This is a genomic window from Streptomyces sp. NPDC050738 (genome assembly GCF_040654175.1).
GTDB lineage: Bacteria > Actinomycetota > Actinomycetes > Streptomycetales > Streptomycetaceae > Streptomyces.
In genome coordinates, this window is sequence record NZ_JBFAHN010000001.1 from 551,117 (window position 1) to 570,430 (window position 19,314).

Annotated in this window: 31 protein-coding genes; 25 read left to right on the plus strand and 6 right to left on the minus strand. The window is 67.7% G+C overall.

Features of this window, described 5'->3' with window-relative positions:
* The first annotated feature begins 1 nt into the window (after position 1).
* Entirely contained in the window at positions 2–676 is a 675-nt protein-coding gene (locus AB0H78_RS02670) for a class I SAM-dependent methyltransferase (RefSeq protein ID WP_363232380.1), read from the plus strand.
* A gap of 43 nt (positions 677–719) precedes the next feature.
* Complete coding sequence (locus AB0H78_RS02675; RefSeq protein WP_363232381.1) at positions 720–1,013, plus strand: hypothetical protein; 294 nt, start codon at positions 720–722, stop codon at positions 1,011–1,013.
* Between the two features lie 40 nt (positions 1,014–1,053).
* Here AB0H78_RS02675 and AB0H78_RS02680 read toward each other — a convergent pair whose 3' ends face one another.
* The 5 genes from AB0H78_RS02680 to AB0H78_RS02700 form a co-directional block, all read right to left on the minus strand.
* Complete coding sequence (locus tag AB0H78_RS02680; protein ID WP_363232382.1) at positions 1,054–1,443, minus strand: hypothetical protein; 390 nt, start codon at positions 1,441–1,443, stop codon at positions 1,054–1,056.
* A gap of 182 nt (positions 1,444–1,625) precedes the next feature.
* Entirely contained in the window at positions 1,626–2,516 is an 891-nt protein-coding gene (locus tag AB0H78_RS02685) for an ATP-dependent DNA ligase (RefSeq protein ID WP_363232383.1), read from the minus strand.
* A gap of 2 nt (positions 2,517–2,518) precedes the next feature.
* Positions 2,519–2,872: a hypothetical protein gene (locus tag AB0H78_RS02690; RefSeq protein WP_363232384.1), complete on the minus strand. Its 354-nt coding sequence runs from the start codon at positions 2,870–2,872 to the stop codon at positions 2,519–2,521.
* 74 nt (positions 2,873–2,946) lie between these two features.
* Positions 2,947–3,312, minus strand: coding sequence for a hypothetical protein (locus AB0H78_RS02695; protein ID WP_363232385.1), 366 nt, complete (start codon positions 3,310–3,312; stop codon positions 2,947–2,949).
* Positions 3,309–3,671 (minus strand): DUF6233 domain-containing protein, encoded by a 363-nt coding sequence (locus AB0H78_RS02700; protein ID WP_363232386.1) that lies wholly within the window; start codon positions 3,669–3,671, stop codon positions 3,309–3,311. The genes AB0H78_RS02695 and AB0H78_RS02700 overlap by 4 nt, the downstream gene beginning before the upstream one ends.
* Positions 3,672–3,806: 135 nt before the next feature.
* On the opposite strand from AB0H78_RS02700, the gene AB0H78_RS02705 reads away from it, so the two are divergent.
* The 4 genes from AB0H78_RS02705 (at position 3,807) to AB0H78_RS02720 (ending at position 7,241) form a co-directional block, all read left to right on the plus strand.
* The gene (locus AB0H78_RS02705) at positions 3,807–4,316 is read left to right on the plus strand and encodes a hypothetical protein (RefSeq protein ID WP_363232387.1); all 510 of its coding nucleotides are present in this window, start codon (positions 3,807–3,809) and stop codon (positions 4,314–4,316) included.
* An 85-nt stretch (positions 4,317–4,401) separates the two neighbouring features.
* A complete protein-coding gene (locus AB0H78_RS02710) occupies positions 4,402–4,920 on the plus strand; it encodes an endonuclease domain-containing protein (protein WP_363232388.1) in 519 nt (172 codons plus the stop codon).
* Positions 4,921–5,076: 156 nt separating this feature from the next.
* Positions 5,077–5,325, plus strand: coding sequence for a DUF6207 family protein (locus AB0H78_RS02715; RefSeq protein WP_363232389.1), 249 nt, complete (start codon positions 5,077–5,079; stop codon positions 5,323–5,325).
* Between the two features lie 1,535 nt (positions 5,326–6,860).
* Positions 6,861–7,241, plus strand: a complete 381-nt coding sequence (locus AB0H78_RS02720) for a hypothetical protein (RefSeq protein ID WP_363232390.1) — start codon at positions 6,861–6,863, stop codon at positions 7,239–7,241.
* Between the two features lie 43 nt (positions 7,242–7,284).
* Here the strand turns inward: AB0H78_RS02720 and AB0H78_RS02725 are convergent, their stop codons facing one another.
* Positions 7,285–7,632, minus strand: coding sequence for a sigma factor-like helix-turn-helix DNA-binding protein (locus AB0H78_RS02725; RefSeq protein ID WP_363232391.1), 348 nt, complete (start codon positions 7,630–7,632; stop codon positions 7,285–7,287).
* Positions 7,633–7,806: 174 nt separating this feature from the next.
* Here AB0H78_RS02725 and AB0H78_RS02730 point away from each other — a divergent pair, with 174 nt between their 5' ends.
* The 19 genes from AB0H78_RS02730 to AB0H78_RS02820 all read left to right on the plus strand — a co-directional run bounded on the left by AB0H78_RS02730 (position 7,807) and on the right by AB0H78_RS02820 (position 19,021).
* A complete protein-coding gene (locus AB0H78_RS02730) occupies positions 7,807–8,253 on the plus strand; it encodes a hypothetical protein (RefSeq protein WP_363232392.1) in 447 nt (148 codons plus the stop codon).
* Complete coding sequence (locus AB0H78_RS02735) at positions 8,250–8,561, plus strand: hypothetical protein (protein ID WP_363232393.1); 312 nt, start codon at positions 8,250–8,252, stop codon at positions 8,559–8,561. The genes AB0H78_RS02730 and AB0H78_RS02735 overlap by 4 nt, the downstream gene beginning before the upstream one ends.
* Positions 8,561–8,758: a hypothetical protein gene (locus tag AB0H78_RS02740; RefSeq protein ID WP_363232394.1), complete on the plus strand. Its 198-nt coding sequence runs from the start codon at positions 8,561–8,563 to the stop codon at positions 8,756–8,758. Before AB0H78_RS02735 ends, AB0H78_RS02740 begins: the two co-directional genes overlap by 1 nt.
* Before the next feature lie 80 nt (positions 8,759–8,838).
* Positions 8,839–10,431 (plus strand): hypothetical protein, encoded by a 1,593-nt coding sequence (locus tag AB0H78_RS02745; protein ID WP_363232395.1) that lies wholly within the window; start codon positions 8,839–8,841, stop codon positions 10,429–10,431.
* Positions 10,428–10,598 (plus strand): hypothetical protein, encoded by a 171-nt coding sequence (locus AB0H78_RS02750; protein WP_363232396.1) that lies wholly within the window; start codon positions 10,428–10,430, stop codon positions 10,596–10,598. The genes AB0H78_RS02745 and AB0H78_RS02750 overlap by 4 nt, the downstream gene beginning before the upstream one ends.
* The gene (locus AB0H78_RS02755) at positions 10,591–10,797 is read left to right on the plus strand and encodes a hypothetical protein (protein ID WP_363232397.1); all 207 of its coding nucleotides are present in this window, start codon (positions 10,591–10,593) and stop codon (positions 10,795–10,797) included. The genes AB0H78_RS02750 and AB0H78_RS02755 overlap by 8 nt, the downstream gene beginning before the upstream one ends.
* A 348-nt stretch (positions 10,798–11,145) precedes the next feature.
* Positions 11,146–11,391: a hypothetical protein gene (locus AB0H78_RS02760; protein ID WP_363232398.1), complete on the plus strand. Its 246-nt coding sequence runs from the start codon at positions 11,146–11,148 to the stop codon at positions 11,389–11,391.
* Positions 11,388–11,993 (plus strand): hypothetical protein, encoded by a 606-nt coding sequence (locus tag AB0H78_RS02765; RefSeq protein ID WP_363232399.1) that lies wholly within the window; start codon positions 11,388–11,390, stop codon positions 11,991–11,993. The genes AB0H78_RS02760 and AB0H78_RS02765 overlap by 4 nt, the downstream gene beginning before the upstream one ends.
* Before the next feature lie 152 nt (positions 11,994–12,145).
* The gene (locus tag AB0H78_RS02770) at positions 12,146–12,793 is read left to right on the plus strand and encodes a hypothetical protein (RefSeq protein WP_363232400.1); all 648 of its coding nucleotides are present in this window, start codon (positions 12,146–12,148) and stop codon (positions 12,791–12,793) included.
* Between the two features lie 94 nt (positions 12,794–12,887).
* Positions 12,888–13,103, plus strand: a complete 216-nt coding sequence (locus AB0H78_RS02775) for a hypothetical protein (RefSeq protein WP_363232401.1) — start codon at positions 12,888–12,890, stop codon at positions 13,101–13,103.
* Between the two features lie 148 nt (positions 13,104–13,251).
* Positions 13,252–13,623 (plus strand): hypothetical protein, encoded by a 372-nt coding sequence (locus AB0H78_RS02780; RefSeq protein ID WP_363232402.1) that lies wholly within the window; start codon positions 13,252–13,254, stop codon positions 13,621–13,623.
* 157 nt (positions 13,624–13,780) lie between these two features.
* Positions 13,781–14,146 (plus strand): hypothetical protein, encoded by a 366-nt coding sequence (locus AB0H78_RS02785; RefSeq protein ID WP_363232403.1) that lies wholly within the window; start codon positions 13,781–13,783, stop codon positions 14,144–14,146.
* 158 nt (positions 14,147–14,304) lie between these two features.
* Entirely contained in the window at positions 14,305–14,676 is a 372-nt protein-coding gene (locus AB0H78_RS02790; protein ID WP_363232404.1) for a hypothetical protein, read from the plus strand.
* A gap of 185 nt (positions 14,677–14,861) precedes the next feature.
* Positions 14,862–15,251 carry a hypothetical protein gene (locus AB0H78_RS02795; protein WP_363232405.1) on the plus strand — a complete coding sequence of 130 codons (390 nt, stop codon included), beginning with the start codon at positions 14,862–14,864 and terminating at the stop codon, positions 15,249–15,251.
* Between the two features lie 163 nt (positions 15,252–15,414).
* The gene (locus tag AB0H78_RS02800) at positions 15,415–15,810 is read left to right on the plus strand and encodes a hypothetical protein (protein ID WP_363232406.1); all 396 of its coding nucleotides are present in this window, start codon (positions 15,415–15,417) and stop codon (positions 15,808–15,810) included.
* A gap of 185 nt (positions 15,811–15,995) precedes the next feature.
* A complete protein-coding gene (locus AB0H78_RS02805) occupies positions 15,996–16,736 on the plus strand; it encodes a site-specific DNA-methyltransferase (protein WP_363232407.1) in 741 nt (246 codons plus the stop codon).
* A 686-nt stretch (positions 16,737–17,422) separates the two neighbouring features.
* Entirely contained in the window at positions 17,423–17,800 is a 378-nt protein-coding gene (locus tag AB0H78_RS02810; RefSeq protein WP_363232408.1) for a hypothetical protein, read from the plus strand.
* A 77-nt stretch (positions 17,801–17,877) separates the two neighbouring features.
* Complete coding sequence (locus AB0H78_RS02815; RefSeq protein WP_363232409.1) at positions 17,878–18,681, plus strand: hypothetical protein; 804 nt, start codon at positions 17,878–17,880, stop codon at positions 18,679–18,681.
* A 118-nt stretch (positions 18,682–18,799) separates the two neighbouring features.
* Positions 18,800–19,021 (plus strand): MerR family transcriptional regulator, encoded by a 222-nt coding sequence (locus tag AB0H78_RS02820; protein ID WP_363232410.1) that lies wholly within the window; start codon positions 18,800–18,802, stop codon positions 19,019–19,021.
* Positions 19,022–19,314: the final 293 nt, after the last annotated feature.

The window sequence follows — 19,314 nt, forward strand, 5'->3', positions numbered from 1 at the left end:
CATGCCCCACGCGCCCCTGACCAGGCCCGAGTACTGGGACAAATACAAGCCGCACAAGGGCGACGGTGAGCAGCTGGCCCCGGCTATCGGCCGGTTCGATTGGACCCAGTACGACGGCCACGGCCCCGGCGCGGAGATTCTCGGCCGACCCCGCACTGCACTGGAGCTGGGGCCGGCCGAAGGGAAAGAAGCTGCCCACCTCGCCTTCCAGGGGACGGTCGTCACCGGCATCGACTTCTCGCCCGTGCAGGTCGATCGCGCCCGCGCGCTGTGGCACAACACCCCACGGCTGGACTTCCACCACGGAGAGGCCTGCGACTACTTGTCCACAACACCGTCCCGGTGGGATGCCATCTACTCCGTGTGGGGAGCCGTCTGGTTCACCGACCCCGACGATCTCTTCCCGCACGTCCTCAAAGCTCTGACCCCGGGCGGCGTCTTCGCGTTCTCGCAAGCCGAACCCTCAGCAGACGTCCACGGGCCCCAGCAGATGCACGGCAAATGGCTCGAAGGGCGCGAGCGCGAACTGACCGTTCTCCGCTGGCAGTACCACCCCGACACCTGGGCCGACATCCTCAAGCGCCACGGTTTCATCGACGTCGACGCGCGCATCATCGGGGCACCCACAGCCGGCAAGCTCGGCACTCTCCTCGTCCGGGCATACGCTCCGAGCTGACGGGAGTAGAGCGCACCGTCAGCCGATTCTGAGGAGGCTCCGCATGGTCGAGAGACTGCCCCCTGCTCTCCAGCAGATTTTCGACGTGGATCTGGCTCGAAGTACCGAACGCTATGGGCCAGTTCGGCACGGAATCGAGTTCGTCACCGAAGGCGGAACGACGGTCGCGGAGTTCGTCTCAGAGGGCTACCTGAACGCTCCGGCGGTGGGGCAGCGGATCAGGATCCACGGGGTCCGCGTCATCGTTCTGTCGGTCGACGTGTCCTACGAGGCGACGGAGGACGGGGCGCCTGCGGTTTCCGCATCCGTCGTTGTGGGGGCCGAGGCAGACGAGTGATCCTCGTCTTCGTCATGGCGGGGGCTGGTATCGGATGCGATCAGTGCTTCCGCTGGAAGCGCATCAGACCGTCGCCACGCCCGTAGTTGGGTCCTCGCGGAGCGTCTCGCATGGCCATGAAGTAGGAGAACCGCCCGAACGTCCATCGCCCGTTCTGCGGGTCGCAACGGACATGACCCGCTTCGTACACGGCTGTCAAATTGCCGCGGATCGAGTCGGGCCGCGGTTCGCTCCGCCACCGATGCCCGGGGCAGCTCAGCTCGCCTGCCCGGTAGAGCTCGTCGATCACCGCGTCCAAGACGTCGATGGCCTGTGCCTCATCGCCCTCAAGGAGGGCTCGCGGCATCCGGTTGAGCACCCCGCATATCTCGATCGGTCCACCGGTGTAGGTCTGCTCCGCGAATGCGGCAGCGACAAAGGCATCCTGCACGGACGCTCACCCCCTACGTCGGCCCATCGGCCAATCGATCAATTCGCTCCGTGCAGCGCGGCCCCTCCGCGTCCCCGAACCGCCACCGCCTCGCACTCCGAATCTGACACGCCTGCCCAGCCTTCACCAGGCCCGAGAGCCTTGCCGACTGAGGCACCCTCGGTCAGATCGTCAGGATTCCATTACGCCATAGCACCGGCCTGCCGAACCCGAGTCACAGTGACGGTGACGTGACGTGTGGTCCCGGCGAGCACTTCGACGAGGAGCCCGTCAGTGACGGTGGTGTACGGCTCGCCGTCCTCGCTGTGCACTACCCGCGGTTGGACTAGGTCGGGCAAGGCGCGGGCGACAGCAACGCGCACCGCGGTGGTGAGGTTGCGCGAGCGCGCGGTGCGCCCGTCGGGCAGGCGCACCACCAGATGTGTGGGCCTCGCGACGGTTCCCACGAACCCGATGACCAGGGCGTCGACTGTGTCGGCATGCCGGATTTTGAGCCAGGCGCGGCGGCCGCCCGGGTAGGACTGATCGAGGCGTTTGATGACGAGGCCTTCGATGCCCTGCGTCCGCAAGACTTCCCACCACAGGCGCGCTTCCACCGGGTCAGTGGTCATGGGGGTCGCCTGGATCGGCGGACCGAGCGGGTCGAGCACCTTCAAGAGCAAGGCGCGCCGCTCGGAGTACGGGGCGGCGCGAATGGCGTCGTGGTCCGGGTGCGCGAGGACATCGAACGCAGCGAAGGACGCGGGGCTGTCGCGGACGAGGGTGAGGCCGCGGGCATGCCCAGCGGCGGCACGCGCCTGCACCGCACTGAAATCCAACCGACCATCCCGGTAGACCACGATCTCCCCGTCCAAGATCACCCCAGGTGGCAGCGCCAGGGCGGGGACGGCCAGATCCATCCACGCCGACGTAATCTCCCGGCCAGTTTTCGACCGCATCACCACCCCCGGCTCGCCGTCCAGACGCTCGATGACGCCGCGGTGGCCGTCGTACTTCGGCTCGTATGCGAGCCCCTTCGCGGTGGGGAGGGTGTCGACGGAGGCGGCCAACGCAAGGGCGAACGGTGCGGCCATGATCAGACGGCCCGCAGATGACGGCCGCGGCCGTAGTAGCGGGTACGGGAGGCGGCCGCGTGCAGCTGGTCGGCCAGGTGCATCGCCATCCCGGCAGACATGCGCGTCTCCGGCTCGGGGAGACCGGCGATCGCTGCGAGCTCCTCACGCGCTGCCCGGACGTCCGCCAGCGTGCCGCCCGCGTTCTCGCCGTCGCCGACGGCGGCCGCCAATGCGTCGAGCGCCTCCTCGACTGCGTCACGGTCCGTGGCCCACGCCGCAGCGAGGCCATCGAGAGCCAGGGCGGCTACATCCTCGGAGCGCAGAAAGACGTGCAGCCGCAGGTCGTCGGTTCGGGCTGAGGGGTGACGGGTCACCGGTGCCTCCACACGTGAGCCCCGTCTTCCACGGTAGGTCGCTACGTCTCCGGGCGCGCGGCGGTCCGTCCTGCTCAGGGCTGGGGTGCCGCCAGGCGTCGCGGCGGGTACCGCCGGGGGACGTCGGGCTCCGGGTCGCACACCTGGCAGAACGTGATCTCCGGGATGTCGAAAACCTGGGATGCCATCCCGTCAGATGCCTCGATGCCGCCTCGCTCCAGCGGGCAGGTCGCACGGTGGAGGAGGGCCGGCGCGCCGCCGTTGGGGTCGCGCATCGGCTCCAGCCTCCACCGGACGCCGCCGGCCGCCTGGGCTGAGGCGAGGTCGCGGGCGTCCCGCTCCTGCGCGGCGGCCAGGGCGGCGCGCACTTCGGCGAGCTGGAGCTCCAGGTACCGCTCCAGAGTGATCAGGCGGATCACGTCCCGAGGCAGGGCGCTCACAGCACACCGAGCTCGACGTCGGGCCGGCACTGCGGGCAGGCTTCTGCGCCTTCGGTCAGGGCGTTCAGGGCCTGCTGGCGGGAGAGCGTGCCGGCCCGGGCGTGGTGGGGGTTGGCGCCCCAGCAGGCGTCCGCGTGCGCGCCGATCGTGGTGTGCAGGGTCGGACTGCCTCGCCCTGCGGATCGCTGGAGGATCCACTCCGGGGGCGGCAGTTTTGCGCGTTCGTGGCGGATCTGTTCCTCGCCGGCTCGGCGTTCGGCGTCGAGGATCCACCGCTGGGTGCGCGCCAGATCGCGCTCCTGGACCCGGGCCAGGAAGCGCAGCGCAGTGAGGCGCTCAGCAGCAGATACTTCGGACACATGTTCGAGTGTAGGTGGCCGAGTCCACACCCCGCACCCCCGGCGCCGATGCCTGTGCCATCGACGAATGCGCTCAAGCCGATGCGCGGGCCGCCAGGGACTACTAACTTGGGCTGCCAAGCAAAGGGGGCGCCGATGGACCCTGCGTGGATCGGCCTGGGGGGCACAGTGGTCGGCGGCCTCATCGCTACCGGAGGCGCGATGGCTCTACAGCGGCGCAAGGAAAAGGCCGAGGTGTCGCAAAGAGTCGTAGAGGCCGTGACCTTGATCGGTAACGTACGGGTCACCGCCTTTGAGTGGATCTACTGCCTCAGGTACGTCACGAAGACCGCCGCGGCGGGTCGGTTTGTCGAGCTCCCATGGTTCGATGAAGTGTCAGCCGAGCTGCGGAAGCAGGTCCATCAGGCGATGGCTGCAGTCGGCCATCTCGGGCCGGAGGACCTGTTCTACAGCCGCTTCGCCGAATCGCTGCGTTCCATGGAAGCCGAGGTGCGAGGCATTATCGCCAACCGGTCACAGGACCAAGCCCATGAGGTCTTGTTGCGTACCGAATCCTTCGCGGTCCTCTTTTCCGTGCGGCGAGAAGTCACGACAGCGATGATCAATGACGTCCTGAAGGGACGTTGGATCACTCCCAACGACTGACATGGCGGATGTAACGACTGCCGCTTACGCAGGATGTGGAAGCGCCTGGCGACCTAGGCCCGCAGGAGACTCTGTGACACGGAGCATGGCTTCCCTCGACGACTTCCCAGAGGCCCGCCGCGAGGGGCTGCTCTGGCACTTCGCCGAGCAACTCGACTACTACGACATCGACCACATCGTGCACATCTCCGCAGGCGGCACCTGCGGCGGGGGACCGTACTGGGGCGAGTCCTGCCCACGGTGGGAGGAGCTGCAAGGCCCACGGTTCTTCGATCCAAGTCACGACGTTGGTGCCATACGCCAGCAACTGGCCTTCCGCTGGGGTGACATGTGCTTCACGTGCCTCACCGCCATCCCAACGGCGCTGGACCATGACCACATATCCGGGCTCGTCCGGGGGCTCCTCTGCGGCGACTGCAACACTCGGATCGAGGAGTGCTTCCACGTCGCGGGGTGTCCGTTCGCCGACTACCTCAACGCCCCGCCGGCAGCACCCTTAGGTCTGCTCCACCCACGGCATGGTGAGCGAATCCGACGTCAGCGAGCGAAGGCGAAACGCCTCGGGTTTCACCCACACAAGGCGTACCGCGATGCCCCAACCTGACCAGCTGTGTCGGAGCGAACTACTAGTACGGGAGCAGTTGGTAGATCCACTGGGAGCTCTGGTAGTTGGAAGCCCACATCATCCCCCGCAGGGGTGGAGTGCAGCCCGCCCCGGAACCGACCCAGACTCGCGGGCGTCGCCGCCAACATGGCGACGATGACGGAACAGCAGATCACAGACGCCCTGGGCCGACCCGGCCTCCTGTGCGTGGAGATGACCGCACTCGACGAGGACACCATCCGAACCGCAGCCCAGACCGTCACAGACCTCTGGCAATCACCCGGCATCGGACACCTCTGGCGCACACCCGGCCACGACGGCGTGCGAGCCCGCATCTGGGCCGACGTCACACCCGAACCCGACGGCTGGCACACCGGCCAACTCCGCCTCTTCAACCACACATGAGCGAGCGAGTTGCGCACGTTCTCTACGAAGACGAACTTGCCCTTGTAGAAGGCGCCCTTGAGCGTGCGCGAGTGGACGCGGCCTTGGAACTTCGCGACCACCACACCGGGTGGCCTGGTGAAGTGTGGAGTAGAAGTCCGGGATGCGCAGACTCCTACTCCACCTTCTGGATCATGGTGCGGTTTGGGTGGGGGTTGGGCCCTGGGCCGGCCGATGCACGTGCACAGTGATTTGTATGGGGCTGGGCGCGAGCACCGAGGCTGGGGCCGCTGCGGGTGCAGGCTGCCCAGCCTGCGGGTCTGGCGCGGTGCGCGTGAACTGGGCCAGAAGCAACGAGGCGGGTGCGATCAGCGATGCTCCGATTCCTCCTGCTGCCTGCGCTTCCGCAGAATGCCCAGTCAGGGCGAGGAGAGCCATGGCTGGCACGCTGAAAACCACCGCACTTAACACGACGTAGATCACCCAGCGACCAGAGCGTTGTCCTACCCCTGCGGTACCGTCAGATGTTGTCAAGGCACCTCTCTTCCTTCGCGGTGGGGCGGTTTCCGATGACAGGCGAAGGGGAGATCTCGAATCGCAGCTGGCCCGCCAAAGCATGGCCGCGGTTCGAGATCTCACTTCGTCACCGGAGCGTCGTAGCGACGCAGGGACAGTCTGTCAGCCGTGACTGACACTCGGTGCGAGTCGAACAGCGCACGGTTGTCGCCTAGCTAGGCAAGTCCGTCACGGTCGAAGCAATCGATCTACTTCGCTTGAATCAGTCGGCGCATTCATGAGAAGGCCAGGCCCGCACCGGTCACCGCGACACCGACTTGTAGCTTGACCTGGGCGATCGGCCGGCTCCGCCGCGATCGTCACGTCTGTGCGTCGCCGCCTCCGCACAGAGCACGGCGTACTGATTCAAAGGTTCTTGATGCGGTTGACGAGCTTGGTGGCCTGGCACTACGCACAGCGCGGGGATCTTGCCGCCGACGTCCACCATGATCGTGGGGATGCTGGTCGGAGGAGAGCACAACCGGGTTGACAACGCAGAGCGAGACGAAGGTGTGGAAGTACTCCTCCTGCGTCAAGGACTTGCCCACGACCGGTTGCATGTCCATGGCGTTCGAGCGAGATGTCATGGCCGGGCAGGATGGCCACATACTTGTAGAACTCATCGCCCTTGTAGTCGCGGACGGAGTTGATGACCTCTGTGGCCCGCCCCTCGACTCCGAAGCACAGACCAGACCGGGGAAGGGCCGAGTTGAGCAGCCTTGTGGCGCGGCCCCGGGCCACGATGGCGTACACGCCCTTGGGCCAACGTAGCCTCCGCCCCTAATGACTGGGAGGGGCGCCGGCAAACCCCCGTCTCGTCGACCACGACTAACGACGTCCAGCCTCAGCTACACCCGGCTAGCGCCCCGCCGTATATGACCCCGGCGACTGTCGTACGCATCGATGGCATCCGCTCGCGCGGGGTCAGATTGAGGTGGATCATTGAAGTTGGGGGAAGTTTCAGGAGGCTCGTTATGCAAGCGCCTACAGAGGCTCTCCTAATGAAAATCGAAGGGATGCCGCATGAGTCGGAAGCCGACTGTTTGCATGCGCTGCAAGTGGTGGAAGCCGCGATCCTCAACAGCGGAGCCCTGAAACCTGTGCGTGAGCACGAAGACCCAGAAGATGAACTGGTGGACGTCGAATGCTGGGGCGCCTTGGCCTCCTACGTGGTGGCCAGTACTTACGCGCCAGCGTCACCCATGCGCAATGGAAGTTGGGCCCGCTCGGTCGGTGCCGCGCTCCGTCGGATTACCAAACTCTTGGGTGTCGCCTTGGCGGAAGTTGCACAGTGGCTTGAGGCTGCGGAGTGGTCTCTCACGATCTCATTCCCATGGGGCATCGGCGTGTCCTTGACCTGGCCGGTCAAGGCAGCAGGCTGACAACCGGTCGCGGCTGTCGTAGTAGCGGTGCCCGACTGCGCTCCTACTGGCCGCTGTCTGCTTCGGGTTGCTCAGTTGCTCGCTTCTCCTTCGCCCGCTTGGCCTGACCGGACGATTCATCGGCGAGGATCTGGCGTACGCGTCCGAAGCTGATCCCGAGCAGCACTCCGATCTCTCGGTACGAGAGACCGTGCCCCTCGTCGTGTAGCTCCGCGATCGCCTTCTTCCGCATCTCGCGGACCTTGGCGTGTGCACCTGGCCACTCGTCGAGGAGCTCCGTTAGGCGTAGCGCTCGCTCCTCTGCGTCGCCGCTGGCGCCGAGTCCGTCGATCGTGTCGAGCACTCGTCGCACCTCCTCGTCCGGCGTCTTGTCCGCCGCGTCGTCCGCCACGCTCACTCCTTGCTCTGGGAGCGCGGCCTTCCCCGGGCCTCGCGTGTAGGGTACCCTGCACACAGGTTGGGTGGTAGCCACGCTGCCACTAGATCAACAACAAGCCCCCGGCCCGGCGCTCGAACGCCGTATGGGCCGGGGGCGCCCACCCTCACAGTGACGAAAGGGCAGGCAATGCCCGAGCGTACCGATCACCAGCCACCACCAGAAGGCGCGCACCGTGTACTGCCGGGGCCGAGCTACGCCGCGCAGATGCTCCTCGTGACCGCGCGGATTCTCGAGATGACGCCGTTGTTGCCGTTGTTCGCGCCGGTGTTGGACGAGGCGTTGCGCATCGCGGCCGCCGCGATCCTGCACCGTGTGCCGGCCGTCGTCGAGCAGGACGCCCTCCGCCTCGCTACCGCCGCCCTGCCGCCCGTCCATCCCGGGGAGACCTGCGGCGAACACGCCATCAGGCTTCGCACTACGGCCGGTTGGAAGCCTCCGGAGGACGAGGCCGTCGTGGCCGAGCTCCACCGCCTGGCCGACGCCGACTACGCCGCCAACGCCAGCCAGCGCGCCAACACGGCCCACCGCACCCACGACCTGGTCCTCCACGCCGCCGAGGGCGGTGCGCGATGACCGACTGGACTCCCGTGGTGGAGATGCTCGACAAGGTTGCCGGTCTCCTCGACGAGGACGCCGCGCTCGACCCCGACGGGGCCGTACGCCTCGCGATCTGGGGTAGCCCCAACATCCCCTACCCCGACGACGACAACGCACCCGGCACCGAGCTCTTCGACGCGGTCGAGAACCTCATCGAGGGCTACATCGCCAACCAGGACGGCCACGACTGCGGCGACGGCATCGACTGGATCCCGGCCGACCGCGCGGCAGCCGCATGCCGCGCCGAGGCCGCACGCTTCCGCTCGCTCGGGTACGGCAACTGATGGGCCTCCTGGACCGGTTCCGCCGTGAGGAGTCCGACACCACCCGCTACCCCGGCCACCCGATCACCGGCTCCGGCCAGCGCCGCGCCTCCCATCGCAGCCGTGGCGTTCGCCGTGCGGCGGACGCAGGCCAGGCCTGGGAGGACGGCGACCGCGAGCGCGAGCGCACCCGCGGCTGGAACCGCTCCCGCCGCTGATCACCACCCCCTGACCGGCCGGGCCCGCGCCCCAGACCATGCCCGCGGACCCGGCCCCCTGCTGCTCCTGGAGGAGCACCGTGACCCTTGACCAGCTCACCCCGTGGGCGGTCCACCACCCCGTGCTGACTGCGACCGGGGCCGGGACCCCCCTGGTCCTCACCGTGGCCCTCGCGTGGGCCGCCGTACGCGCAATCCGTAAGTCGGCGCAGCCCGCGTCCGTGCGGGTCGCCGCGGTCGGCGCGATCGTCTGCACCGGGTACACCGCTGACACCAGCTGGCGGTTCGCAACCGACTACCTCGGCATGACCGACTTCAACGAGCGTGCCGTGATGTTCGCCGCCGCTGAGATCGCGCTTCTCGCCTGTGCCCTCATGGCTCGCGCGAACAAGGCCGCCACCGCCACGGCCACCGAGGCCGGCACCACCGGCGTTCCCGGTGCCCTCGTCTGGGTCATCACCGGCGTGCAGGTCATCCCGGCGTACGCCGAGTCAGGCCCCGTGGGCGGCACCGTGCGCGCGGCTATCGGCCCCATCCTGGCCGGTCTCCTCTGGCACCTCGCCATGGGCCTGGAGATCCGTATCTCCCGTCCGACCGCCCTCGACTCCGCGCTGCTCGCGCAGATCGGCCGGGAGCTCCGCGAGCGTCTCCTGTCCCGCCTGGGCCTGGCCGTCAGGAACCGCACGGCGGAGCAGATCAGCCGCGACCGGGCCATGGTGCGCGCGGTACGTCTCGCGTCCCGCCGCCGACTGTCCCCGCTCGGGGCACACCGCCTCGCAGCCGCCGTCACCCGCTCCAAGGCCGGCAGCGACGGGGAGCAGCGGCACATGCTGCTCCAGGAGCTCGCCGCGCGCCGCACCGCGGGCGAGTTGAGGACCGTACCTGTGACGTCGCCCTGGGTGTACTCGGATGTACCTGAGGCGTACCCGGCGACGCTGCTCGGTGTGACGGGGGCGCAGCTGCGGTCCATGGATCCGCTTGAGGCGGTGCTCCTGGTGCAGTCCGCGCATCCGGGTCTGGGTCCGGCCGACCTCGCGTCGCTGACGACCAGGTACGGCGTACCTGTCTCGGAGACGATGGTGCGGATCGCGACGAAGGCGCCCTGGCCGCCGCCGACGCCGGCGCCGTTCCCTGGGGTGCCGGCGGCGCCTGTACTCGCCGATGTACCTGACCATGTACTTGGCTCTGGCCTGGTGCTCGACCTTGCGCCTATGGGCTGCGGGCCGTCGGTGATGGCCTCCCAGGTACCTGTACCTGCGTCCCATCCAGCGCGTGCCCAGGTACACGCCCAACTGCCGTACCCGCCCGACCTGGACGACTGCTGCGGCGAAGAGGGCGCAGCCCCGGAGGACAGCTCCGCGCCGCGAAAGGACCCCGGCCCCGAGGGTGTACCTGAGCCTGTACCTGGCGAACCCGAGGCCGTACCTGAGCCTGTACCCGATGTACCTGAGAACGACGACGAGCACCTCCTGCGCCGCGCTCGCATCGTCGACCAGGCGCACCGCGCAGCCCACAGTCGGCCCGCGTCAATCCGGCTCCTGAAGCAGGAGTTGCACATCGGGCAACCGAAGGTCGAGACGATCCGGCTCGCGCTCGCCCGGGAAGTCGAGGAGACCGCAGAAAAGGCGGTCATCGCCCGACTCGCTCAGACCATGGGGGAGCCGGGCAAATGATCCTCGCCCTGATCGTCTTCCCGATGTGTGCGCTGCTGGCCGTGGCGGCCTTCATGGCGCTGGTCCCGGAGGGGATCCGTACAGATCTTCTGCCTGCCGTCCGGACCGTCGCCGCCATCTCCGCCGCTGTGGTTTTCATCGCTCGGATCTGGGGCGGTCATGGCTGAACCGATCACCTTGCGCGATCTCGCCGACGCCTGGCACGTCGTAACGCTCCTCGGGCTCACCAGCCCAACGGCAGCCACAGTCACAGACGCCACGGCCGTGCTGCTGATCGCCCTCGCACTTCAGCGCCATCAGATTCGCCCCGCACTCACCCTGGCCGCCACGACCACTGTGTCGCTGGCCGCCGCGACTCTCCTGTGAGCCACCGTGTCCCAACCCATCATCCCGACCCGGGTGATCCCTGCCGGTCAACCACTGCCACAGCCAGTGGCGGTGCCGCCTCCTCCGCCAACTCCTCCTTCGCTGCCACCGCCAAGTCCCCCGGCGCCACCCCCTCCGCCGCCTCTGCCCTCGTGGTGGTCGGTCCCCCCGCCGCCTCCGCCGCCGGTCGTACACGTCACCGTGCACATGCCCGCTCCGGCTGATGGGGGTCCCGTTGCGGTGCCCGACCTCGAGCCCGGGGTGCGTTGGTGGTCCCGGGTTCGGCCTGGGTACAACCTGGCATTGATCGTCTGCGGTCTGCCGCTGACCGGGCCTTGGGCTGTGGCCGTGCGGTCATGTCGCGACGAGGCCGGGCTCAGTGCCGCGTGGGTCGTCGCCCTGGTGCCGCTCGTGATCGTCGCCTGGGCCGACAACATCTACCGGGCCGCGGCTGCGGGAGCCCACCCCGATCTATGGGGGCCGAAGATCCGCGCCGCTGCCGCCCGGATGCTCCTGTGGTCCGTCGCCCTCGCGACCGCCCTCACGCTGCCGATTGCCACAGTTGTCTACGCGCTGACCGGAGTCCAACCATGAACTCTTTGGCTGCAGGGTTTTCCGGGTTCACGAGTGTCGTCGTGACCAATGCTGGTCTGGGGTTGGGGGTCGCACTCCTGGCCATCGAGCACGTGAAGTGGTGGCGCGGCGGCGGTGGTGGTGTGCCGGCGGCTCCTGGCGGGTTGCACAAAGGCAGTGCGGCCCCGGCGGGACGGGGCCGGGATCCGGTGGTTCTGGCGCAAGTCTGGGGTGGCGTCGCGTTCGGCGCGATCATGGTGGGTTGCCCAGCCGGACTCCTCGGCAGCATGGCGGGCATCTTGCGCTGGGGCGGCAACGGTCTGGGCGGCATGGTCATGGCCGTACTGACTGGCAAGCACGGGACGAGCGTGGCAACCAGCTCCGCGCCGAGTCTCGATTCCGACGGGGCCGTCATCGTCACCGCGCTCGTCTTAGCGCTCATCGTTCTCCGTAAGTCGTTCAGCAAGCTCATCAGAACCCGGTTCCGCACGGGCGTATGGGCGGGGACGCTGCTGACCATCGGCACAGGCGTTTTCGCGTACATCGGGACCGTCACCGTGCCCGGTGTGAACAGCCTCGGTGCGTGGATGCTGGGGACCCTCGTGCATGGGTCTCCGGTATGAGCACCGCAGAGTGGTTGCGCGACGCTGTGCGGCGGATCAGTCGGGGTTCGGGCCGCCTGTGTTGGCTCCTTGCGAGCAGGGGAGCAGCGTTGGGGCGCCGATGGTGGCGCTCGACCTCGGCATGGGTTGGTGAGGCCTCGGGGCTTGCGTGGGTGCTGCGGGTGGTCCTGCTTCTGGCGGCGGCCGCGTTGTCCCGGAAGATCGTGCTGCATCTCGGCGCGGCTGTTGCGCGGCGGATCGATGCGGCGGCCTGGGTGATGTGGCCGCTCGTCGTGGTGTGGTGTGTCGTCGCGTACCGGATCGGTCACCCCGATTGGCAGCCGAAGGACAAGTCCGGGGCGGCCGAGGAGGGTTCGGCTGAGCCTTCTGAGGCGGCTGCTCCCAGCGACGCGGAGCCCGTGCTTCCTGTCGTGTCGGTGGGTCCTTATCTGCCCAACATCCAGGACCTCAGGGAGAGCGTGGCCCGGGTCGGTACCCCGCACGCCCACATCAGTGTGCTCGCGGTCGACCTTGGCACGACGGCGGAGCGTGTCCGTGAGGCGCTCAGTCGGTGGGGTGTTCCGGTGGAGCCCGTGCGGATGCGTGGTGGGGGCTCATCGACCGGGGTGAAGGGGGACCACCCAGCCCTGCTCGTCGCTGCGAATCGTGTTGTTGCCGCAGGTCAGCCCACGAACAACAACAGCAACAACAGCACGGAGGTTGAGCACGGAGAGGGGTTGTCGATCATCCGGGACCGTTCACACGGCCACCGTTGGCACGTCATTCCGCGCCCGCTCCCCGAAGATCCACCGGCCCGGTAGGGCCGGCCCGAAGATCCTGGGGTTGGTCCCTCGCCTGTAGTCGACCGTCGTCCCCGGGCCCGATGTCCGTTTGACCTACGAGAGGATCCAGATCATGAGCGAGCGTGTGAGCGTCAAGGTTCTGTTGTTGTTCGGCGAGATGGCCGAGATCGTGGCGGATGCGCCTGACGCGGGTGATCCGGAGCGGTATCCGGCGTTCGAGATCGCGGCGGCGGTGGGTGTGGAGGATCTGGCGGAGTTGCCGGGGATGCGGTTGACGGCTCTGGTTGGTGTGGGTGATCGCTTGTTTGGGTGGCAGCGGGCGGAGTAGCTGGTGGGGGCGGCTTCGGGCTTTCGGGTTCGGGGCCGTTTCCTTGGTCCAGAGTGTTGCAATTCAATACTCCATGGTGCATACTGGACCCAAGAGGGACAAGGGGCCGCGAACCCCAACTCCCCGCCACCAACCGAAAGGACGGACAATGTCCGACTTCGAAGAACAGTCAATGAGGAAGCTCTCCTCACACCTGAGCCTCACGTACACCGCACTGGTGACCGTGTCGAAGTTCCTCCCCATTCCGGTCAGCCTGCCGACCGGGCCGATCAGCAACATGGAGGCGATTCCGGCGGTCCGACGGGCGATGGCTCTCATTGAGGACCAGCCGCTCCCGGAGGACGTTCAGGCCGAGCTGAACGCCGCATACGCGTTCTGGCTCGCAGCCATGGACGTGTACGCGCTCCTGGCCACTCAGGAGTTCCACCCCGCTCGCGCCATGTCGGCGGCGGCCTGCCTGGTTCAGGTCGAGAGCGTGGTTCTCGACCTCGCGGAATCGCTGCAGGGGCTGGGCGACTAACCGTTTGACCGGCTGCCCCCTCCGTCGAGTTGGAGGGGGCAGCTGCATTCCCTCTCCCTTAAGTGTTGTCTTTCAATACTCCGTTAGGGCATAATGGAGAGCAGGAGGAAGGGGCCGCGAACCCCAACCTCAACCACCAACCGAAAGGACGGACCACATGTCCGACGAATACGAGAACCGGTCGATCGCCTCGCTCCGGCGCCTGCGCGACCTCTACGCGATGCTGCTCATCGCCTTCGGGAAGCTCCCCATCCCGGTAGCCCTCCCGACGAAGTTCGAGGGTTACACGCAGATTCAGGCGGCGGTCGAGCGCGCATACGCGCTCCTCCCGGAGCAGCCGATGACAGGGCGGGCGCGCGATCTGCTTTCCACGGCGGCGCTGTACTGGCTGACGGCGGCCGAGATGGTGATCGCCTACGAGATCGACCACAAGGGATACAAGGCAGATGCCGTGATTCTCTCCGTGATCGCCGGTGAGAGCTACGTTCACGACTTCTTCCACCTCGGAGAGGGTGAGATCTAGCCGCACCTGAAGCGCCCCCGGTCGGCCGGGGGCGCTTTCGCGTGTCGAGAATCCACCCCCGTGAATGTTGCCTTTCAATACTCAAGTAGGGCATAATAGAGCCCAAGAGGGAAGGGGCCGCGAACCCCGACCCACCACCAACCGAAAGGACGGACCACATGTCCGACTACCAGGACGACATCATGGGCGGCCTTGGCGCCCACATCGCCAACGTCTACGGCAAGCTGGGCGCGATCTGCGCGGCACTGCCGGTGCCGATCGCCCTTCCGCACGGCATTGTCAGCAACGTCGAGGTCATCCCGGCCGTCCGCAGGGTCGTTGAGCTCGCCGAGGAGATTCCGCTCCCCAGCGATCAGGCGTCGCAGCTCCTCACCAGTGCGATCGGCCTGCTGGCCGCGATCGACCTGTTCGGCCTTCTCGTCCAGGGCGACTTTCACGAGGTGCGCGCCTTGTGCGCCGTCGCGAACCTGATGAACGCCGACGAGGCTGAGGCGGAGCTCCTGCTCTGGCTGACCGAGCAGGAGGGCTAGCCGCGAGCGTGGCCCCGGCATTCAGCCGGGGCCACGCTTCACCATCACCCCGGACCTCACACGCCGAGGCCGGGGTGATTCCTTACCCTGAAGTGTTGCCATTCAATACTCCATCGGGCATACTAGAACCAAGAGGGAACGGGCCGCGAACCCGAACCCCACCACCAACCGAAAGGACCGAAATCATGGCCGACGAAACGGACGCCACCTACGAGGCCCTGATGGCCCGCCTTGGACAGTTCGCCCAGGCACTCGCCTTCTCCCTCACGGAGATGCCCCTCTCGATCACCCTCCCGGACGGCATCGTCTACCTGGTCCGCGACATCCGCCCCGCGCTCATCCGCGCGTACGACCTCATCAAGGAAGAGCCCATCCCGGACAGCGTGAAGGTCTCCGCCACTTCGGCGGTCCTCTACTGGCTCTCCGCGATGGACATGACCATGATCTACAGCACCACCGGCGAGCACTTCCGAGCGGACGCCGCCACCCTCCACCTGCTGGCCGGTGAGATCCACCTCTACCAGCTCATCGAGTGGGCCATCGACCCCGAGTCGTACAACCCGCCCACCAGCTGACGCACACACCGCCCCCGGCACCCAGCCGGGGGCGGCACCCCCCGCACCGACCCCAGACAGCACAAAGACCGACAGGCCCGAGCCGAAGCCCAGACACCCCCAGAGGGGTGCTCGCGAAAACCTGCCGGTCACCACCGACACCTCGAAAGGATCGGAACCACCAATGGTAGCCAACCCAGACCAGACGGGCGAGACACTCCAGCAGATCGCCGACCGCCACGGCCGCGCCTACAACACCCTCAAGGCCCAGTGGTCCCGCCACCCCGCCTGGCCGGACCACATCGGCAAGGAGGGCCGCTTCTACACCTACGATCCCGCCGCCGTGGACGCAGTGATCGCCGAATACTTCAGCCGGCCCCCAGTGACCTTGGAATCTCGCAGGCTGTACACAGCCCGCGAGATCGAGGAGCTCACCGGCATCAAGGCAGTCACGATCCGCGCCGACGTCTCCCGAGGCCGCTGGCCCGCGCCGGACGACATCTCCGGTCGCGCCCACCGCTGGGCCGGGGCGACCGTCAAGGAGGCCCTCAAGGGGCGTCGGGCGTACGGGCAGAGCTGACCGCCTGGGAGGTCGCGGTCAAAGCTCAGCACATCACCACGGAACAAAACACTCAGAAGCAATCGAAATGAAGCGTCAAAGTACATAAAATTGCGCATGGTGGGCATTCCAGAGCCAGGCCTCAACCGGAGACCGTGCACCGACTCGCTCGCACACCGCGCACGCGATCGCACGAAAGCAGCCCGATGCCCACCTGGACCCTGCACCAAGGCGATGCCTTAACTGGCCTCCCCACCCTCAACACCCTTGTCGACGCCGTCATCTGCGACCCGCCGTACAACAGCGGCGGCCGCACCATGACCGAACGAACTAGCCGCACTGCCCGCGAGAAGTACATGACGGAAGGCGGCCGCAACCACGGCCACGACCTCGGTGACTTCACCGGCGAAAACCGCGACCAACGCTCCTACCTCGCCTGGCTCTCCCTCATCCTCGCCGAGTGCCACCGCCTCACCCGCCCCGGCGGTGCAGCCCTCGTCTTCACCGACTGGCGACAGCTCCCCGTCACCACCGACGCGCTCCAGGCAGCCGGATACACCTGGCGCGGTGTCGCCGTCTGGCACAAGCCCATCGCGCGCCCCCAGCCCGGCCGCCTCCGCCAGGAGTGCGAGTTCATCGTCTGGGGCAGCAACGGCGCGATGATCCCCGGCAACGAGCCCGTCTATCTCCCTGGGCACTTCAGCGGCAGTCAGCCGCGCGGCACCGAACGCGTCCACATCACCCAGAAACCGGAGGATGTGATGCGGCAACTGGTCCGTGTCGTCCCGCGCGGCGGGACCGTTCTCGACCCCTTCGCCGGCTCTGGAACCACCGGCGTCGCAGCGCTCACCGAGAACCGGAACTTCATCGGCTACGAGCAGTCCAGGTCGTACGCGCGCGGTTGTCGGGCCAGATTGGCAGCCGCGGCCTCCGCACTCGCCGCGTGAACCGTTGACCTCGCATCCGGGCCACCCCAACGCACTGCCCAGTGCGTTACCTTGGAGAGGTCTAGTGCACTGTGGTCTAGAGCGCACGAAACAGAAGTGACCCAACCCGGGTACGACCAGGTTGGGCCCCTCCGCAGTTCAAGGAGCCCGGTCGAGTGATAGGCGACCGGGCTCGCTGCATGTGCAGCTGCCAGTCGATCCGACCGGATCCTGGGTGGCCTCAGCAGTGCTGAGGAACTACGCCACCAGGGCGATGATGATCGCTACCAAAATCGACAACGCCGACAAGATGATCGCCCATTTCGGGTCATCCCATCCGCGGCGCTTCTCTGGCTCGCTTCCCATCGCACCTCACCTCCCCCTTCCACTGGCACCCGGCGCCCGGTGCGATCCGGGCCCTCACCCTCGCGGAGTGGGTGAAGTTCTGGGGTGGAAGCGGTTCAGCGAGATAAATCCTACCGGTTCGCAGGGATGCCAACTCCGCGCAGGTCAGGGGCCTTTGAGGCAGAATCACGGTCATGTGCACCACGTTGGATCCTGCGGTAATCCGCATCCTGGACCTTTTCGCTGGCACTGGGGCATCGGCATCTGCCCATTTGCTTTCGAGCTGAGGGCCATCGGCGCTCAACCGTCACGAAATGGCCGACCCGCTCCCTGGGCCCTGCGCCGTCCGAGACCATGCCCGGATGACTCGATTACTGCGTGCCGCTCCGGCCGCTGCCGCCCTGGCCTTCCTCGCCGCGTGCTCGTCGGGAGGCAACGGCGACCCTGCCGCCGGAAGCACCCCAACGACCGGGACCGTCTGTAGCAACACAAAGTGGCCCCAGCGGATCCCCGACGCAGCCGGACGGAACCTCACCGACGTGACGCTCGGGAAGCCGGGCGACAGCAGCGCCCTGACCTGCTTCAACGTCACGCAAGCGGTTGCCCCGGACGGTCACAACGTCCTCGACGACGCGGGCGATGACGTGCAGGCATGGACGGTGAAGAGCAGCACCCCGGCGGCCGGCACCACCGTGGACGAAGACACTCCGATCACGCTGCGCCTGACTTACCCCAACTGACCAGCCACAACAGCCGAATTCACCAGCAACCCGGGAGACAATGGGCTTTCCCTCCACTGTGCTCCCGGGAGGCCCTCATGCCTACTCCCACCCCATGCCTAGGCCCGTGCAACACCAGCTGGCGGCGCGCCGAAGCCGCCCCCTACGCCCACGACATCCCCGTCACCTGGGGCGACCCCGTCCACTGCTCGGGCTGCCTCGCTCGCGCGGACCGGCACCTGGCCGAGCTCCCCGAGCTGTGCGCCGCAATCACCCTGGAGGCCGTACACGGCACCCGGGCCCCCGCCACGTCATCGCTCCACTCGGCTCCGACCGATACGACGCCGTGGCCCGGGCAGTCCGCCCGGCTGCTCCTCGACCTGATCGTCGGCGGCCTGGCCGAGCTCCACGAGGAAACGTTCCGCCTCCGAGGCTGGGCACTCCCCGATCACGGCGACCGCACAGAGCGGGAAGGAGCGCGGCTCACCCGCATCGTCCAGGCTCTGCGCGCCCAAGCCCCCTGGATCCTCCAGGAACACCCGCTCGCCGCCGAGTCCCACCAGCCACTCCGGGAGCCCGGCCGAGCGCCCGTGCAGTCCGGGAATCCCGCCGCGACGATCGCGCACTGGCACCACCTCGCCGTCCGGTACACCGCCCGCGACGAAGCCCGCCCGGTCGAGCGCCTCGCACCCTGTAAACGCTGCGGGGGCCCCTGGCTCGCCGAGTCCCGTGACCTGCGCCTCGTCGACGACCGCCCGTACATCGAGTGCCGCGACGAGGACTGCCAAGCCCTGCTCACCCAGGCCGAATACGACGCCTGGGTGGTCGAGTTCACCGCCCAGGAGCTCGCCGCCCTGGCCGACCAGGAGCCGGGCGCCACGCGGGAGGAAACCGCAGCTTGACGGCCTTCGCGTCATGCATGATCCTGGCGGCGGACCACTGTGTCCGCGACCAGGCAAGCCCCGCGAAGTCTCGCGGGGCTTCTTTGCGTTCCCGCACCCGTCGACGAGAGGTGGCCCAGTGGACCTTTCCGGAGACCTCACCACCACCCTCTGGACCGCCGACCAGGCCGCCGAGGCAGCCGGCGTCACCCCGAATGTGGTCCGGAACTGGAAGTACCGCGGCCGCCTCGATCCTGTCCGCCGCAACGCTGCTGGCCAACCGCTCTTCCGCGCCGTCGATGTGATCCGCGCCGAGAAGGCCACCCGGCAGCGGGCGCGGCGCGTCTACACGGCGGCCTGATGCGGCTCTCCGTCAGCTCCGGCGACCGCCACGTGACGATCAGCGTGAAGGACGAGACCCCGGCCATGCTGCGGCAGGTCGAGCGCACCGCGCGCCGTCTCCTAGCTGCTGGCCTGCCACCTGCCCCGGAGGCGAAACCGTTCGGCTTCACCGCCGACCGACCCCCAGTCGCCCCGGCCGAGTAACTCCCCGCTACGCCCTGCTCGTTCGCCGCTACCTCGGCGTACGGGCGGGGTCGTCCGTCGCCGGGTCGCGCCGAGGGTCGCCGACTCGGCGGCGGACCTACAACTCCC

Excerpts from the sequence above, each read along its gene's own strand:
- AB0H78_RS02805 (WP_363232407.1), top strand. The coding sequence starts at position 15,996 with ATGCCCACCTGGACCCTGCACCAAGGCGATGCCTTAACTGGCCTCCCC.
- AB0H78_RS02715 (WP_363232389.1), top strand. The coding sequence starts at position 5,077 with ATGACGGAACAGCAGATCACAGACGCCCTGGGCCGACCCGGCCTCCTG.
- AB0H78_RS02800 (WP_363232406.1), top strand. The coding sequence starts at position 15,415 with ATGGTAGCCAACCCAGACCAGACGGGCGAGACACTCCAGCAGATCGCC.
- AB0H78_RS02675 (WP_363232381.1), top strand. The coding sequence starts at position 720 with ATGGTCGAGAGACTGCCCCCTGCTCTCCAGCAGATTTTCGACGTGGAT.
- AB0H78_RS02780 (WP_363232402.1), top strand. The coding sequence starts at position 13,252 with ATGTCCGACTTCGAAGAACAGTCAATGAGGAAGCTCTCCTCACACCTG.
- AB0H78_RS02685 (WP_363232383.1), bottom strand. The coding sequence starts at position 2,516 with ATGGCCGCACCGTTCGCCCTTGCGTTGGCCGCCTCCGTCGACACCCTC.
- AB0H78_RS02810 (WP_363232408.1), top strand. The coding sequence starts at position 17,423 with ATGACTCGATTACTGCGTGCCGCTCCGGCCGCTGCCGCCCTGGCCTTC.
- AB0H78_RS02785 (WP_363232403.1), top strand. The coding sequence starts at position 13,781 with ATGTCCGACGAATACGAGAACCGGTCGATCGCCTCGCTCCGGCGCCTG.
- AB0H78_RS02740 (WP_363232394.1), top strand. The coding sequence starts at position 8,561 with ATGGGCCTCCTGGACCGGTTCCGCCGTGAGGAGTCCGACACCACCCGC.
- AB0H78_RS02795 (WP_363232405.1), top strand. The coding sequence starts at position 14,862 with ATGGCCGACGAAACGGACGCCACCTACGAGGCCCTGATGGCCCGCCTT.
- AB0H78_RS02815 (WP_363232409.1), top strand. The coding sequence starts at position 17,878 with ATGCCTACTCCCACCCCATGCCTAGGCCCGTGCAACACCAGCTGGCGG.
- AB0H78_RS02710 (WP_363232388.1), top strand. The coding sequence starts at position 4,402 with ATGGCTTCCCTCGACGACTTCCCAGAGGCCCGCCGCGAGGGGCTGCTC.
- AB0H78_RS02705 (WP_363232387.1), top strand. The coding sequence starts at position 3,807 with ATGGACCCTGCGTGGATCGGCCTGGGGGGCACAGTGGTCGGCGGCCTC.
- AB0H78_RS02735 (WP_363232393.1), top strand. The coding sequence starts at position 8,250 with ATGACCGACTGGACTCCCGTGGTGGAGATGCTCGACAAGGTTGCCGGT.
- AB0H78_RS02755 (WP_363232397.1), top strand. The coding sequence starts at position 10,591 with ATGGCTGAACCGATCACCTTGCGCGATCTCGCCGACGCCTGGCACGTC.
- AB0H78_RS02720 (WP_363232390.1), top strand. The coding sequence starts at position 6,861 with ATGAAAATCGAAGGGATGCCGCATGAGTCGGAAGCCGACTGTTTGCAT.
- AB0H78_RS02790 (WP_363232404.1), top strand. The coding sequence starts at position 14,305 with ATGTCCGACTACCAGGACGACATCATGGGCGGCCTTGGCGCCCACATC.
- AB0H78_RS02730 (WP_363232392.1), top strand. The coding sequence starts at position 7,807 with ATGCCCGAGCGTACCGATCACCAGCCACCACCAGAAGGCGCGCACCGT.
- AB0H78_RS02775 (WP_363232401.1), top strand. The coding sequence starts at position 12,888 with ATGAGCGAGCGTGTGAGCGTCAAGGTTCTGTTGTTGTTCGGCGAGATG.
- AB0H78_RS02765 (WP_363232399.1), top strand. The coding sequence starts at position 11,388 with ATGAACTCTTTGGCTGCAGGGTTTTCCGGGTTCACGAGTGTCGTCGTG.
- AB0H78_RS02670 (WP_363232380.1), top strand. The coding sequence starts at position 2 with ATGCCCCACGCGCCCCTGACCAGGCCCGAGTACTGGGACAAATACAAG.
- AB0H78_RS02750 (WP_363232396.1), top strand. The coding sequence starts at position 10,428 with ATGATCCTCGCCCTGATCGTCTTCCCGATGTGTGCGCTGCTGGCCGTG.